The sequence below is a fragment of the Aeromonas sp. QDB30 genome (assembly GCF_027707645.1).
GTDB classification, from domain to species: domain Bacteria; phylum Pseudomonadota; class Gammaproteobacteria; order Enterobacterales; family Aeromonadaceae; genus Aeromonas; species Aeromonas caviae.
Genome location: NZ_JAPCIY010000016.1, coordinates 29,614 through 43,979, shown reverse-complemented (window position 1 = coordinate 43,979; position 14,366 = coordinate 29,614). Strand labels below are relative to the sequence as shown.

Below are 14,366 nucleotides of genomic sequence, written 5' to 3'. Positions count from 1 at the left end.
CATGAATGACGCGCTGGCCCGCTTTGTCATCCTCTACCTGCAATTGGACAAGCATCAGTTGCACCGCTTGTCGGAGGTCTATGCCGATGAGGTGCTCTTCATCGATCCTGCGCACCGGATAGAGGGGCTGGCCGCGCTCACCCGTTACTTTTCCTCCCTTTATGAGCGCCTTGCCCAGTGCAGTTTCGAGATAACGAGTCAGCAGCAGTCGGGCAACGAAGCCTGGCTCGCCTGGGTCATGACCTTCTCCCACCCCAGGATTGCCGGTGGCCGGGCCGTCAGGGTGGAGGGGGCCACCCGGCTGACGTTCGACTCCTGGGGCAAGGTGTTCCTGCACCGGGACTACTTCGATCTCGGGGCCATGCTCTACGAGCAGTTGCCGCTGCTGGGGCCCGTGGTACGTGCCATCAAGGGGAGGCTGGGGACATGAGCGGCCGGGTGCTGATCACCGGGGCCACCTCGGGCATCGGCCGCCAGCTGGCGCTGGATTATCGGCGCGCCGGCTGGCAGGTGTGGGGTTGTGGCCGGGACGAGGTGCGCTTGCAGGCACTGGCCGACCTGGGGATCACCCCTTTGCGATTCGATGCGCGCGACAGCGCCGCCATGGCCGGGGTGGCCGCGAGTCTGCCCGCCCTCGACCTGCTCATTCTCAATGCGGGCAACTGTGAATACATGGATCCGGCAGAAGGCTTTGACGGCGCCCTGTTTGCCCGGGTCATCGAGACCAACCTCATTGCCACCGGCAACGCCCTGGCCGCCTTGCTGCCGCGGCTGGGGGCGGGTGGACGGCTTGCCATCGTCAGCTCCTCGGTGAGCTGGCTGCCCCTGCCACGGGCGGAGGCCTATGGCGCCTCCAAGGCGGCCCTCGATTATCTGGCGGATACGTTGCGCCTGGATCTGGCCAGCAAGGGCATCGGGGTGACCCTGATCCGCCCGGGCTTCGTGCAGACGCCGCTCACCGACAAGAATGATTTTTCCATGCCCTGCCTGGTGACGGTGGAAGAGGCTTCCCGCGCCATCATGACGGGGCTTGCCGCCGGTCGCCACCAGATCCACTTTCCCCGTCGCTTCATCTGGCTGCTGCGCCTGCTCGGCGCCCTGCCGACAGGGCTCTGGCTGCGCCTTGGCCGCACACTCGTTTCGAAAGGACGCCCTTCATGAAGAAAAAGATCGCCATCGTCGGCTCCGGTATCTCCGGTCTCACCGCCGGTTTTCTGCTCCACAAGCTGCATGACATCACCCTGTTCGAGGCGGCGCCGACCCTGGGAGGCCACACCGCCACCGTGGAGGTGGAACAGGCTGGGCGCCACTATGCCATCGACACCGGCTTCATCGTCTTCAATGACCGCACCTATCCCAACTTCCTCAAATTGCTGGAGCGCATCGGGGTGGGGCGCCAACCCGCCGAGATGAGCTTCTCGGTCAAGAGTCCCGAGGGGATGGAGTACAACGGCCACAACCTCGATACCCTGTTCGCCCGGCGCCGCAATCTGCTGAGCCCGCGCTTCTATCGCTTCGTCGCCGAGATACTGCGCTTCAACCGGGAGGCGCGGGCCTGGCTGGCCGCGCATCGCCAGCGGGAGCTGACCCCCGAGCTGACCCTGGGGGACTTCCTGCAGGCGGGGAAATTCAGCGACTATTTCGCCCGCCACTACATCCTGCCCATGGGGGCGGCCATCTGGTCCTCCACCCTGGCGGACATGCGTGCCTTCCCCTTGAGCTTCTTCCTGCGGTTTTTCGCCAACCACGGGCTGCTGGAGGTGGCGAACCGGCCCCAGTGGTATGTGATCCCGGGAGGCTCGCGAGAGTACATAGGGCCGCTCACGGCGGGCTGGCAGTCGCGCATCCGCCTCGCTACCCCGGTGGAGGCGGTGCGCCGGGTGGCGGATGGCGTCGTGGTCACCAGCCAGGGGCAGGAGGCCCATTTTGACGAGGTGATCTTCGCCTGTCACAGCGATCAGGCCCTGGCCCTGCTGGCGGATGCGAGCGACGGAGAGAGGGCCATCCTCGGGAACATGCCCTATCAGGCCAACGACGTCTGGCTGCACACCGACGCCTCCTGCCTGCCGATGCGCCGCAAGGCGTGGGCGAGCTGGAACTACCAGCTCGGTGAGGATGACGGGGCGCGCCCCCTGGTGAGCTACAACATGAACATCCTGCAGGGGGTGAGCTCCCCAGCGCCCTTCTGCGTCAGCCTCAATCCCCGTGGACGGGTGGACGAGAGCAAGGTGTTGCGCCGTTTCGTCTATCATCATCCGGTATTCAATCAGGGCTCCATCGCCGCCCAGCAGCGACGGGGAGAGATCTGTGGCCATCAGCGCACCCACTTCTGCGGGGCTTACTGGTACAACGGTTTTCACGAGGACGGGGTGCGCAGCGCCCTGGACGTGGCCAGACGCTTCGGGGCCGAGCTATGAGCGGCGCCGCGGCCTTGACGCAAGGGGACGAGGGAATGGGGGAGGGGATCAGCGCCATCTGGCAAGGTTCGGTGCGCCATCGCCGCTTCGCGCCGCGTCCCCACGCCTTTTCCTACAGCCTCTTCATGCTGGGGCTGGATCTGGACGAACTGCCCGGGCTTGAGCAGGGGCGCTGGTTTGCCGTGGAGCGGGCCGGACTGCTCTCGTTTCGCCGCGAGGACTATCTGCGGGGCAGCGAAGGGCCCCTCAAGCAGGCGGTCTGGGACAAGGTGGCGGCCCTTGGGGGGGATGCGGAGTCCGGCGGGCGGGTGCTGCTGCTTGGCAACGTGCGCTGCCTCGGGTTTTATTTCAGCCCGGTCAATTTCTACTTCTGCGATCGGGCGGGGGAGACCCGCTACCTGCTGGCGGAGGTCTCCAATACCCCCTGGAACGAGCGCCACTACTACCTGCTGGATCTGGCGGCGCTCTCCCCCCATGACAAGGATTTTCATGTCTCCCCCTTCATGGGACTGGGGATGCGCTACCACTGGCGCATCCGAGCGCCGAAAGAGGAGGCGCTGATCCATATCGAGAGCCACCCCGTATCCGGTGAGAGCAAGCTGTTTGACGCCACCCTGGCCCTGCGCCGCGCGCCGCTGTCGCGCAAGGGGCTGGCGGCGCTGCTGGCTCGCTGGCCCTGGATGACCCTGAAGGTGCTGCTCGGGATCTACTGGCAGGCCCTGCGCCTTTTTATCAAACGCACCCCCGTCTTCACCCATCCGGAGAGCCGCCCGTGACGCTGACACACCCGTTAAATTCCGCTTCCTGGTGTTGTCAGCAGCCCATGGTGCGGGTTCATCCCAACCGAACGACCCCATTCTTGACCCATTCGGAGAGCTGCTAATGGAACTTGCTCAATCAACCCTCTCTGCCTCTTTCATCGACAAGGGGGCCAAGCAACTGCTGCTCAAATTGCTGGCGCGCCTTGAGCAGGGCCAGCTGGTGCTCCACGACGGCAGCGAGTGCCACCGTTTCGGCAAGGCGGGTAGCGACCTGCTTGCCGAGCTGGTGGTGCAGGATCCGGCGTTTTATCGCCGCCTGCTGCTGGGGGGCAGCATCGCCGCAGGAGAGACCTGGGTGGAGGGTCTCTGGACCAGCCCGGAGCCGGTGGCACTGGTGCGCTTGCTGGCCCGCAATCTGCCGCTGCTCGACGCCCTGGAACGGCGCCTCGGCTGGCTCAGCTTCCCGTTCAACAAGGTGCGCCACTGGTTCAATCGCAATACCCTGACCGGTTCGCGCGCGAACATCGCCGCCCACTATGACCTTGGCAACACCCTCTATCAGGGCTTTCTCGACGATCACATGCAGTATTCGAGCGCCATCTATCCCCACCCGGATGCCACCCTGGAGGAGGGGCAGCAGGCCAAGCTGCGCACCATCTGCGAGCGGCTTGAGCTTGGGCCGGACGACCATCTGCTGGAGATAGGCACCGGCTGGGGCGGTCTCGCCGTCTATGCGGCCCGTCACTACGGCTGCCGGGTCACCACCACTACCATCTCCCGGGCCCAGCACGACTATGCCAAGGCGTGGATCGAGCGGGAGGGGCTGGGAGATCGCATCACCTTGCTGCTGGAGGATTACCGCAAGCTGGAGGGACGCTATGACAAGCTGGTCTCCATCGAGATGATCGAGGCGGTGGGGCACGCCTTCCTGCCCGACTATTTCCGCCAGTTGTCGCGCCTGCTCAAGCCCGGCGGACGCCTGCTGATCCAGGCCATCACCATCGCCGATCAGCGTCACGCCCAGTATCTGCGCGGGGTGGACTTCATCCAGCGCTACATTTTCCCGGGAGGCTGCCTGCCCTGCGTCTCCCAGATGGCGGGTCTGCTGGCGCGGGAGACCGACATGCAGCTGGTACGGCTGCACGATCACGGCCACCACTATGCCCGTACCCTGGCCCACTGGTGCGAACGCTTCCTGGCGCTGGCCCCAGAGCTGCCCAAGCTCGGTTACAGCCAGGATTTCATCCGGCTCTGGCACTTCTATTTCGCCTACTGTGAAGGGGGATTCTGGGAGCGGGCCATCAGCCTGGTGCAACTGGAGGCCGCCAAGCCGGGGCCCCATGGCTGGTCCGGGGACTTGCCGGCACACGGTCGCTGATCATGTGGCAGTGGGCCCACCTGCTGGGATTCAACCTCTACTGGTTGCTGGCGGTGACATGGCAGCAACCGGGCCCGCTGCTCGGGATGCTGCTGCTCCATTTCATCTTCTCCCCCCGCCGTGGGCATGACTGGCGCCTCATCCCGGTCGCCCTGGCAGGCTGCCTGCTCGACATCCTGCTCTGGCGCCTCGGCCTGTTTCACTTTCCGTCCGGTTTTCCGCTCTGGCTGTTGCTGCTCTGGTGCGGTTTCGCCCTGACCCTCTCCCACGGCCTTCGCTGGCTTCGCCTCTTGCCGCGCTGGCAACAGGGGCTGTTCGGCATGGTGGGGGGGGCTCCTCCTATATGGCGGGGGCCGCCATGGGGGCAGTAAACTTACCCTGGGGCATCTGGACAAGCGCAGTGCTGCTGGCGGTGATCTGGATGTGGTGGTTACCCGTACTCCTGTGGGTAACGGTCAAGCTGGAGGGTGAGACGAGATGAACACCTTTTCGACCGACACCTTGTTGTTTTCCAAGTGGACCAGGGATGGCCAGTGCGAGCTGGCCGAGCGTTTCTACCTGGTGGTGGCCTGCCAGCGCGATGCCCAAGGGCATCTGGCGAGCGTGGTGATGCAGGATATCAACACCCTGCAGGAACAGGAGATGGACTGGCATGAACTGGAGGATCCCGCCCGTTGGCACATGGGGTGGAACTAGCCTGCTGCTGGCGGTCTTGAGCCTGCCACTGTTTGCGACCGCCCAGAGCGTTGCCGCTCCCTGGCAGGGGCTGCGCACCGTGGGACAGGGGGAGATGCGCTGGCTCTGGTTCAAGCTCTATGACGCCACCCTCTACAGCGAGAGCGGCCGCTATCAGCCGGGGCGCTACCCGCAGGCCCTCAGCATTACCTACGCGAGGGCCATCGAGCGCCAGGATTTGCTGGAGGCGACCGCCGCCGAGTGGCAGCGGCTCGGCCTTGGCAGCGAGAGTGAGCGCCAACGCTGGCTGGCTCGACTGGCCACGCTCTGGCCGGATGTCGCCCCCGGCGACAAGCTGGTTTTTTATGTGGACGAGCAAGGCACGGGCCACTTCTGGTTGCGAGATCGCCTCCTTGGCTCTCTTGATGATCCCGCCTTCGCCCCCGCGTTTCTTGCCATCTGGCTGACTGACGACAGCCGGGATCCCGCTCTGACCCGCCGCCTGCGCGGCCAATCCTGATGGAGTATTCCATGAAGTTCTCTTCCTGGTGGCGTCTTGCCTGGTTGCTGCCCCTGCTGTGGCTCTCTGGTTGCGGCGCGGGTCTTGACGATTATCGCGGCTCCCGGCCGGGTTGGGATCTCGCCCGTTTCTTCAATGGCAAGCTGGTGGCCCACGGCCTGGTGACGGACCGCAGCGGCGAAGTGACCAGTCGCTTTCGGGTCGAGATGCAGGGGCACTGGCGAGAGGGCAAGGGGGAGCTGTTCGAGCAGTTCTACTTCGATGATGGCCGTCGGCAGACCCGCACCTGGTTTTTGAGCAAGGGGGCGGATGGCCACTGGCGCGGCACGGCTTCAGACGTGGTGGGGGAGGCGGTAGGCAAGACAGAGGGCTTTGCCCTCAACTGGCGTTATCAACTCGATCTGGCTCTGCCGGATGAGAGCGTGGTGAGGGTGAGCTTTGATGACTGGATGTATCTGCTGGACGACGACCGCCTGATCAACCGCGCGAAGATCAGCAAGTTCGGCATTCATCTCGGCGAGGTGATCCTCTATATCGAACGGCTTGAGCAATGAAAGCCGGTGCATTTTTTTGCCGACGATAGCCATTGGCTATGGATCGGCAAGGCACGGACGATTGTCCTTTGAGTCTGCTTCTGGATAAGCTGACTCCGTTCCCGATAATGCTTACCACCTGGAGGTGAATCATGAAGAGCCCCATTGGTCTTGATACCGTTCAATCACAAGCCCTGGCCGCCGAGCTCAACAAGCTGCTGGCCAGCTACCAGATCCTCTACATGAACGTCCGTGGCTTCCACTGGAACATCCGCGGCAACCAGTTCTTCGAGCTGCACCTGAAATTCGAAGAGATCTACAACGACCTGCTGCTGAAAGTCGATGCCCTGGCCGAACGCATTCTGACCCTGGATGGCGTGCCCCTGCACAGCTTCAGCGACTACATCCAGGTGTCCGCCATCCCCGAGCAGAAGGGGCTGCATGACGGTCGTGCCTGCGTGGAATCCCTGCTGGCGAGCTTCCGCGAACTGCTGGTCGCCCAGCGCCGCATCCTGGGTCAGGCCGCTGATGCCGGTGATGAAGGGACTGCATCCATCCTCTCCGACTATGTGCAGCAGCAGGAAAAACTGGTCTGGATGCTGCGCGCCTATCTGGCCTGATGAACCTGGGGCCGGCTGCCCATGCCCCGGCCCGTATCATTGCCCCTGTTGTTGCAAACCCGAGTTGTCTCTCCTTGATTTCCCACCCGCTTGCCGCCCGATTTGGGCGGCTTTTTTCTATTTGATCTGCATCAATGAAATGTTAATTGGTAAATTGAATGCCTATTAAGTTTTCCAGGAGCGGAATAGAATCGCCACAAAACAGATAACTGAAATGTCCAATTAGGAGAGACATGATGTTTTGTGTGCAATGTGAACAGACTATTCGTACCCCGGCAGGCAACGGCTGCGCCTATGCACAAGGCATGTGCGGCAAGACGGCTGAAACTTCTGATCTGCAGGATGTGCTGATCTATACCCTGCAAGGGCTCAGCGCCTGGGCCCTGGCGGCCCGCGAGCACGGCATCGTCGACAGCGAAATAGACGCTTTCGTGCCCAAGGCGTTCTTTGCCACCCTCACCAACGTCAACTTCGACTCCGCTCGCATCGTCGCCTACGTCAACCAGGCGCTGGCCTATCGCCAGCAACTGGCCGCCAAGCTGGCACCGCTGGCGGTGCAGGCCGACACACTGCCCGCCGCGGCCAGCTTCGAGCCGGGTGCCGATCTGCTGGCCCAGCTTGCCCAGGCGCCGCAGACCGCGGTCAACCGGGGCAAGAACGACGTCAACGAAGACATCATGGGGCTGCGCCTGCTCTGCCTCTACGGCCTCAAGGGGGCCGCCGCCTACATGGAACACGCCCGGGTGCTGGATCAGCAGGATGCCGGGGTCGCCGCCGAATTCCATCGCATCATGAGTTGGCTCGGCACGGATCCCTGCGATCTGGATCCCCTGTTCAAGTGCGCCATGGATATTGGCCTGCTGAACTTCAAGATCATGGAGATGCTGGATCTCGGTGAAACCACCGCCTTCGGCCACCCCGAGCCGACCCAGGTACGCGTCACTCCGGTACCGGGCAAGTGCATTCTGGTCTCCGGTCACGACATGGTGGATCTCAAGCTCATCCTGGAGCAGACCAGGGGCACCGGCATCAATGTCTACACCCACGGCGAGATGCTGCCGGCCCTGGCCTACCCCTTCTTCAAGCAGTACCCGCACCTGGTGGGTAACTACGGCTCCGCCTGGCAGAACCAGCAGAAGGAGTTTGCCAACTTCCCGGGCGCCGTGGTGATGACCTCCAACTGCATCATCGACCCGAACGTGGGCAACTACAGCGATCGCATCTTCACCCGCTCCATCGTCGGCTGGCCGGGCGTGACCCACCTGGAAGGGGAAGATTTCTCCGCCGTGGTCGCCAAGGCGCAAGCGCTGGAAGGCTTCAAGCACGTTGAGCTGGAGCACTTCATTACCATCGGTTTTGCCCGCAACGCCCTGATGCAGGCCGCTCCCGCAGTGATCGACAAAGTCAAGGCTGGCGAAATCAGCCACTTCTTCCTGGTGGGGGGATGTGACGGCGACCGTGCCGAGCGCGCCTACTACACCGAGTTTGCCAAGGCGATCCCGCAGGACAGCCTGCTACTGACCCTGGGCTGCGGCAAGTACAAGTTCAACAAGCTCGATTTCGGCAACATCGGCGGCATTCCGCGCCTGCTGGACGTGGGTCAGTGCAACGATGCCTACTCTGCCATCCAGCTGGCGCTGGCGCTCGCCGACGCGTTCGAGTGCGGCGTCAACGATCTGCCCCTGACCCTGGTGCTCTCCTGGTTCGAGCAAAAAGCCATCGTCATTTTGCTCACCCTGCTGGCGCTCGGCGTGAAGGACATCCGCACCGGCCCGACCGCCCCGGCCTTCCTCACCCCGGCCCTGCTCAAGGTGCTGGAGGAGCAGTTCGGCCTGAAAGGAACCACCACGGCAGACGCGGATCTCGCCGAGATCCTGGCGGCCTGAGCAAAGATACAGCCTTACACGCTCAGCATGTTGTAAGCCTTTGGCGAGCCTGATGGCTCGCCTTTTTTCAACGCTATTTCCGAGCAAGAGGAGCCTTGCGATGACCTCCACCTCTTTGAGCCTGCGCTGTATAGCCCGCCGGGCAGAGACCCACGACGTGGCGAGCTGGCAATTTGAACCCCTGGCTGGTGACCTGCCCTCCGTGCTGGCCGGCCAGTGCGTCACCCTGCACACGATGATTGACGGCAAGCCTCACTGCCGCGCCTACACCCTCTCCTCCAGCCCGCAGGATCCTTTCTGGCAGGTCACCATCAAGGATGTGGGGCTGGTCTCTCACCATCTGCACCAGAGCCTGCAAGTGGGGGACGAGATCCGGGTAGACGGCCCCTTCGGCGATTTCCACCTGACCGCGTTCCCCTGCGAGCGGCCGCTGCTGCTCAGCGCCGGCTCCGGCATCACCCCCATGTGGGCCATGCTGCGGGACGAGCTCGCCAAGCGACCGGACGCCGATATCCGCTTTATTCACAGCGCCAGAACCCCCGGGGATGTGATCTTCGCGAGGGAACTGGCTTCACTGGCCGAGGCTCATGCCGGTGTGCGCCATGCTTTAGTGCTGGAGAAAGTAGGGGAAGAGGAGCCAACGGCTCATCCCTGGGTTGGCCGGCTCACACCGGGGATGCTCAAGGAATTGGCGCCGGATCTCTTGAGCCGCCATGTCTATCTGTGCGGGCCAGCCCCCTATATGGCGGTGGTGAGCGAGATGCTGGCCGGGCTCGGGCTGCCCCCCGAGCAGTTGCATCAGGAGTCGTTCGGCCTGCCTGGGGTGGCCTCAAGCGCGGCGCCAGTTGCGGCCGATAGCGACCACTTCTGGCTGACCCTCAAAAAGAGCGGCAAGAAAGTGAAGATACTGCCTGGCCAGACCCTGCTGGCGGCACTGGAGGGGGCGGGGGAGACCATGATGGCCGCTTGCCGCGCCGGGGTGTGCGGCGCCTGTCGCTGCACCACGGAAGGCGAAATCGAGCGCCAGAGCGTGATGACCCTGAGCGCGCAGGACCTCGAGAACGGGGTGGCGCTGGCCTGTTCCTGCACCGCCAGAGGGGATGTGAGCCTGGAGTATTGACGGGCGTCATTGGTATCCCGAGCTTTTCCCGGGCGGGTCGTGCGGGTAGACTTAACCCCAGTTTCAGCAAAGTACGGGATAAAAAATGACAATTCTGGTGACGGGGGGAGCCGGTTACATCGGTTCCCACACCCTGGTCGAGCTGCTTGGTACCGGGCAGCAGGTCGTAGTACTGGACAACCTCTCCAACGCTTCCCCCGAGTCTCTCAAGCGGGTCGAGCGGATCACCGGCAAGCCGGTCACCTTCGTGGAAGGGGACATTCTGGACAGAGCCTGCCTGCAACGGCTGTTTGCCACCCACAAGATTGAGTCGGTGATCCACTTCGCCGGCCTCAAGGCGGTGGGGGAATCCGGCCAGATCCCGCTCACCTACTATCAGAACAACGTGACCGGCACCCTGGTGCTGTGCGAAGAGATGGCCAGGGCCGGCGTGTTCCGGCTGGTGTTCAGCTCCTCGGCCACCGTCTATGGGGATCCGGCCTCGGTACCCCTGCGGGAAGATTTCCCCACCAGCGCCACCAACCCCTATGGCCGCTCCAAGCTGATGGTTGAAGAGATCCTGCGTGACCTCTCCAAATCCGATCCTCGCTGGGCCATCGTGCTGCTGCGCTACTTCAACCCGGTGGGGGCTCACGAGAGCGGCCTCATCGGTGAAGATCCCAACGGCATCCCCAACAACCTGCTGCCTTACATCAGTCAGGTCGGCGTGGGCAAGCTCAAGGAGCTGGGGGTCTTTGGCAACGACTATCCGACCCCGGACGGCACCGGGGTGCGCGACTATATCCACGTGGTGGATCTCGCCATCGGTCACCTCAAAGCGTTGGCCCGCATCAAGAGTGATACCGGCGTCTTCACCTATAACCTCGGCACCGGTCAGGGCTATTCCGTGCTGGAGATGGTCAAGGCGTTCGAGGCAGCCAGTGGCCGTGCCATTCCCTACCAGATCAAGCCCCGTCGCCCCGGCGACATTGCCGAGTGCTGGGCTGAACCGGCCCTGGCCCGTGACGAGCTGGGCTGGCAGGCTGAGCGGGGTCTGGAGCAGATGATGGTGGATACCTGGCGCTGGCAAAGCCAGAACCCGAACGGTTATGGCCCTGCTGCGAAGCCGTGATCAAGGGTCATGCGCTGCTCAGGAACCTCATTTATTCATATAAACTCGGGTCCCTGCGCTGCTCTTCGCCTTGCTGACAGCTTCTCGCGACGGCCCATCAGACCTGATGGTTTGCAGCATGAATAGCAAAACGCCCCGGCATGCCGGGGCGTTTTTTCATGCACAACGCGCGGGTTACTGAATGCTCTTGCCGGCGCGGACATCCTTGATGATGGCCTTGAGGCTGGCCAGATCCCGCGGTGCGCCGCGCAGGATCTGATCGCCGATGATGAAGGCCGGGGTGCCGGAAATAGCCATGGCTTCGGCCAGCGCCCGGTTGGTACCCAGATTCTGATCGATGCTGCCGTCCTTGATCTTCGCCTCGACCTTGCTCCAGTCCACGCCGGCGGCTCTGGCGATGTCTTTCACCTGGGCTTCGTCGGAGAGGGGCCCCTGATGGGCGTACAGCTTGTCGTGGAAGGTCTGGTATTTGTCGGGCTGGCCGAGCTTCACCGCCAGCGCCGCGCGGGCGGCGTAGTAGGAGGTTTCGCTCAGGATGGGGAACTGCTTGTAGATGTAGCGGATCTCCTTGTCCTCAGAGAGCAGTTGCTGAATGAGAGGATGAGCGCGCTTGCAGTAGCCGCAGTTGTAGTCGAAGAACTCCACCACCGTCAGGCTGCCCTTGGGATTGCCGCTCTCGGGATCCTGGTTGGCGAAGAGCTGCTTGGCATGGGCTTCTATCAGCGTCTTGTCGTTCTCGGCCTGCTGGCTCTCCTGCTTGGCACGCAGGGCGTTGGACATCTCGACCAGGATCTCCGGATTCTTGACCAGATAGTCGCGCACGATCTGCTCGACATCGCTCTTGGTCAGCTCGCTCGCCTGCACGGGCGCCGCAAGCAGGGTCGCGCCGGTCAGGGCGGCGAACAGGGCATGTTTGATTCTCATAAGTCCATCTTGCTGGGGATGTGGTAGTGGCCCCTATAGTGGGTGAGTCTGTTTTCAAGTCAAGCCATACGCTTGAAAAAGCACGGTTTGTAGCGGTTTTGCCGGTTTTGTGCGCCAGATAGCCCAATAAATGGGCAAACAAACGGAGTGGGGATTTACAAGGGCTGGGGGCATGGGTAATATGCGTCGCACTGCTGCGGAGGGGTGGCAGAGCGGCTGAATGCACCGGTCTTGAAAACCGGCGATGGGCGACCATCCGTGGGTTCAAATCCCACCTCCTCCGCCATATATATAGCCCAACTGATTGATTCGGTTGGGCTTTTTTGTATCTGAGATTTTTGGTATGCCAGTGAGTATGCCATTAGGTGTTGGCTGTCCTGCTCCTCGATAGCATTTCTTTGGACAGGTCATCGTCGTTACTCCTTTCAGTTTAACCAAAGCAAGAGAGGGCCAATGGCCCTCTCTTGCTATCTATTGTGTTGGTCAGTGCAAACAGCACTGCTTGTACTTCTAGCCGCAGCCAAAGGGACACGGCTCGTTGCGGCCAATCTTGATGGGTACCACCACTGGTGTTCGCTACGTTGTGCCAGAAAGTGGGCATGAAGGATACGAGCAGCAAATCGGGCCTTGGTGGCTTGCTCTTGCAGGTGTTCATTGCTGAGCGCCTCCAGCGACGTAGACATGGTTTCTTAACCATGTGTTCTTTATGGTCTCTGTCATCCGGGGGATGTCGCTCCAATGGATAGGCATCTATATCGGTCTCAGGCACAATGTTCGATTAGATAGACCTGATAATGGGTAGTTCAGCTGATGGCACGAATATTAACCAAAGCGCAATTGAGTAAACTGGAAAGCAAAAGCCAAGCCGAGCTGTTGGCTATCGTGCTTGACCTGGCAACGCATCTTCCCCTCGCAAAAAAGCACCTGATTAACCAGTACCTTACTGCTGAGGATGCCTTATTGGCATTGGCAAAAAAAGAGTATAGCAAGCTCACTCGTCGCCCCCCTTCCTGGGATTATAAGGAGGTGGATGCCTTCTTCGATACCTTGCAAAATCAGTTTATTCCGTTGCTGGCCAAGGGGATCGTCGCCTCTCCAAGGGAGGGAGAACTCTTCGCCCTCGAGTTGCTGGCGAATGCCAGAGCCTTGTATGAAAAGATGGATACATCCAGTGGCAGCTGGGAGGACTACCATCTTGCGCTGGTCGAACAGTGGTTGATGGCGATCGCTGCTCAACGAGAGTCTGTCCCCCCAGAGGTGCTGGCTCGTCGATTACGTGACGGATTGTCAGACATTGATCCATCGATCAGCATTACTTGCCTGTTTGATTACCGTGATGTGCTCGGCTCCCCAGTGATGCGAGCCTTGCGCGATAACTATGCGGCGGCAGGTCTATTGCCAGAGGCGTTGGGGTTGAGCTTTGAGTTGCGTGATATTGCATTCTTTGACTCGGTGCAACAGGCTGGTCTCTTTAGCCACCCCCGTCAGCAGATTGACTATGCCAGACTGCTGACCGACGAATTACGCGCCGATCAAGCCATCGCGGTATTAGAGGCAATGGACTCGGCTCTGTTGCAGCGCCACCGCCAATTGAACCTGTGGCATCAAGTGTTGATCCGGGCCTATCTGGAAGAGGGACGCCGAGCTGACGCTCATGCTCAGGCATTACGCGCGTTTGCTAGCACACGGGCAAACTCGTTTTTTGCGAGTTATTGCCAAAGTGGAGATGAGCCTAGAGAAGTAGCATTAGGCCAGTTTGTTGCCATTGCCGAATCATGGGGGCTACGCGAGGTCTTGTTGCTGTTGGAGGAGGTTGATGCATGGCCACAACTGGCACAACGGCTTGAGCAATGTACAGATGCAGACTTGCAGGAGGATCTCTCACTCCTTGCTGGTTCAACCGTACGAACCTGGTCGAGCCGCCTCTATCAGCAGGGATTTATCGTGGTGGCAGTGCGGCTACGTCGTCAATTGGTGGCCAATGTCGTTAATCAGGGCAAGAGCACCTACTACACGGGGGCAGCCTCGGATCTGAAAAAGAGCCTGGATTATCAGGCGGCCTTAAAGGTAGAACAAGAGGATGGAGAGAGACCTCTCTGTTCGCCACAGGAGTATCTGAATCAGCTTTATCAGCAGCACAAACGCAAGAGCAGCTTTTGGGAGGCGGTTCGTCAAAAGCTACCGGCCATTACCATGTCGGCGAGCGGTGTGCAGTATCAGGCCGAGAATAAATAAGGCGCTAACACCTTTCACTCGGTCAGTCAGCTTGTGCTGGTGTTCCATGCGCCCTTGGCTGTCCAGCGCCTCGATAGCACTCATCTGGATGTCTCATTGCCACGACATCCTTCAAGCTACCCAAAACAAGAGAGAGCCATTGGCTCTCTCTTGTTTTCGAAATAGGTGTTTTCAAAAAATGTGTTT

Annotated in this window: 14 protein-coding genes, 1 tRNA gene and 1 pseudogene; 15 read left to right on the top strand and 1 reads right to left on the bottom strand. The window is 61.3% G+C overall.

The window, feature by feature from the left end; all coding sequences use genetic code 11:
• Window position 1 precedes the first annotated feature (1 nt).
• The 13 genes and pseudogenes from PG896_RS07400 (at window position 2) to galE (ending at window position 11,021) form a co-directional block, all read left to right on the top strand.
• Window positions 2-430: a nuclear transport factor 2 family protein gene (locus tag PG896_RS07400; RefSeq protein WP_198497815.1), complete on the top strand. Its 429-nt coding sequence runs from the start codon at window positions 2-4 to the stop codon at window positions 428-430.
• Window positions 427-1,161, top strand: a complete 735-nt coding sequence (locus tag PG896_RS07395) for an SDR family NAD(P)-dependent oxidoreductase (RefSeq protein WP_198497814.1) — start codon at window positions 427-429, stop codon at window positions 1,159-1,161. Before PG896_RS07400 ends, PG896_RS07395 begins: the two co-directional genes overlap by 4 nt.
• Window positions 1,158-2,417, top strand: coding sequence for an NAD(P)/FAD-dependent oxidoreductase (locus tag PG896_RS07390; RefSeq protein WP_041214656.1), 1,260 nt, complete (start codon window positions 1,158-1,160; stop codon window positions 2,415-2,417). Before PG896_RS07395 ends, PG896_RS07390 begins: the two co-directional genes overlap by 4 nt.
• The gene (locus PG896_RS07385) at window positions 2,414-3,193 is read left to right on the top strand and encodes a DUF1365 domain-containing protein (RefSeq protein WP_270835570.1); all 780 of its coding nucleotides are present in this window, start codon (window positions 2,414-2,416) and stop codon (window positions 3,191-3,193) included. Before PG896_RS07390 ends, PG896_RS07385 begins: the two co-directional genes overlap by 4 nt.
• A 106-nt stretch (window positions 3,194-3,299) precedes the next feature.
• The gene (locus PG896_RS07380; RefSeq protein ID WP_201957406.1) at window positions 3,300-4,556 is read left to right on the top strand and encodes an SAM-dependent methyltransferase; all 1,257 of its coding nucleotides are present in this window, start codon (window positions 3,300-3,302) and stop codon (window positions 4,554-4,556) included.
• Window positions 4,557-4,558: 2 nt separating this feature from the next.
• Window positions 4,559-5,037, top strand: a pseudogene (locus PG896_RS07375) (DUF2878 domain-containing protein).
• Window positions 5,034-5,252, top strand: a complete 219-nt coding sequence (locus PG896_RS07370) for a TIGR02450 family Trp-rich protein (protein ID WP_010673326.1) — start codon at window positions 5,034-5,036, stop codon at window positions 5,250-5,252. Before PG896_RS07375 ends, PG896_RS07370 begins: the two are co-directional and overlap by 4 nt.
• On the top strand, window positions 5,209-5,751 hold the full coding sequence (locus PG896_RS07365; protein WP_198497811.1) for a chalcone isomerase family protein: 543 nt from the start codon (window positions 5,209-5,211) through the stop codon (window positions 5,749-5,751). Before PG896_RS07370 ends, PG896_RS07365 begins: the two co-directional genes overlap by 44 nt.
• Window positions 5,752-5,762: 11 nt before the next feature.
• Window positions 5,763-6,305: a DUF3833 domain-containing protein gene (locus PG896_RS07360; protein WP_080768134.1), complete on the top strand. Its 543-nt coding sequence runs from the start codon at window positions 5,763-5,765 to the stop codon at window positions 6,303-6,305.
• A 131-nt stretch (window positions 6,306-6,436) separates the two neighbouring features.
• Entirely contained in the window at window positions 6,437-6,904 is a 468-nt protein-coding gene (locus PG896_RS07355) for a Dps family protein (protein WP_010673329.1), read from the top strand.
• Window positions 6,905-7,140: 236 nt separating this feature from the next.
• On the top strand, window positions 7,141-8,790 hold the full coding sequence (gene hcp, locus PG896_RS07350; protein WP_270835569.1) for a hydroxylamine reductase: 1,650 nt from the start codon (window positions 7,141-7,143) through the stop codon (window positions 8,788-8,790).
• A gap of 100 nt (window positions 8,791-8,890) precedes the next feature.
• Window positions 8,891-9,910, top strand: coding sequence for a hybrid-cluster NAD(P)-dependent oxidoreductase (locus PG896_RS07345; RefSeq protein WP_180911162.1), 1,020 nt, complete (start codon window positions 8,891-8,893; stop codon window positions 9,908-9,910).
• 85 nt (window positions 9,911-9,995) lie between these two features.
• On the top strand, window positions 9,996-11,021 hold the full coding sequence (gene galE / locus PG896_RS07340; protein ID WP_270835568.1) for a UDP-glucose 4-epimerase GalE: 1,026 nt from the start codon (window positions 9,996-9,998) through the stop codon (window positions 11,019-11,021).
• 174 nt (window positions 11,022-11,195) lie between these two features.
• Here the strand turns inward: galE and PG896_RS07335 are convergent, their stop codons facing one another.
• Window positions 11,196-11,945 (bottom strand): DsbA family protein, encoded by a 750-nt coding sequence (locus tag PG896_RS07335; protein WP_103858963.1) that lies wholly within the window; start codon window positions 11,943-11,945, stop codon window positions 11,196-11,198.
• 198 nt (window positions 11,946-12,143) lie between these two features.
• Between PG896_RS07335 and PG896_RS07330 the strand changes: the two genes are divergently transcribed.
• Together PG896_RS07330 and PG896_RS07325 are read left to right on the top strand one after the other, a co-directional pair.
• Window positions 12,144-12,231 (top strand) — tRNA-Ser (locus tag PG896_RS07330).
• Window positions 12,232-12,755: 524 nt separating this feature from the next.
• Window positions 12,756-14,180: a hypothetical protein gene (locus tag PG896_RS07325; protein WP_042649080.1), complete on the top strand. Its 1,425-nt coding sequence runs from the start codon at window positions 12,756-12,758 to the stop codon at window positions 14,178-14,180.
• Window positions 14,181-14,366 lie beyond the last annotated feature (186 nt).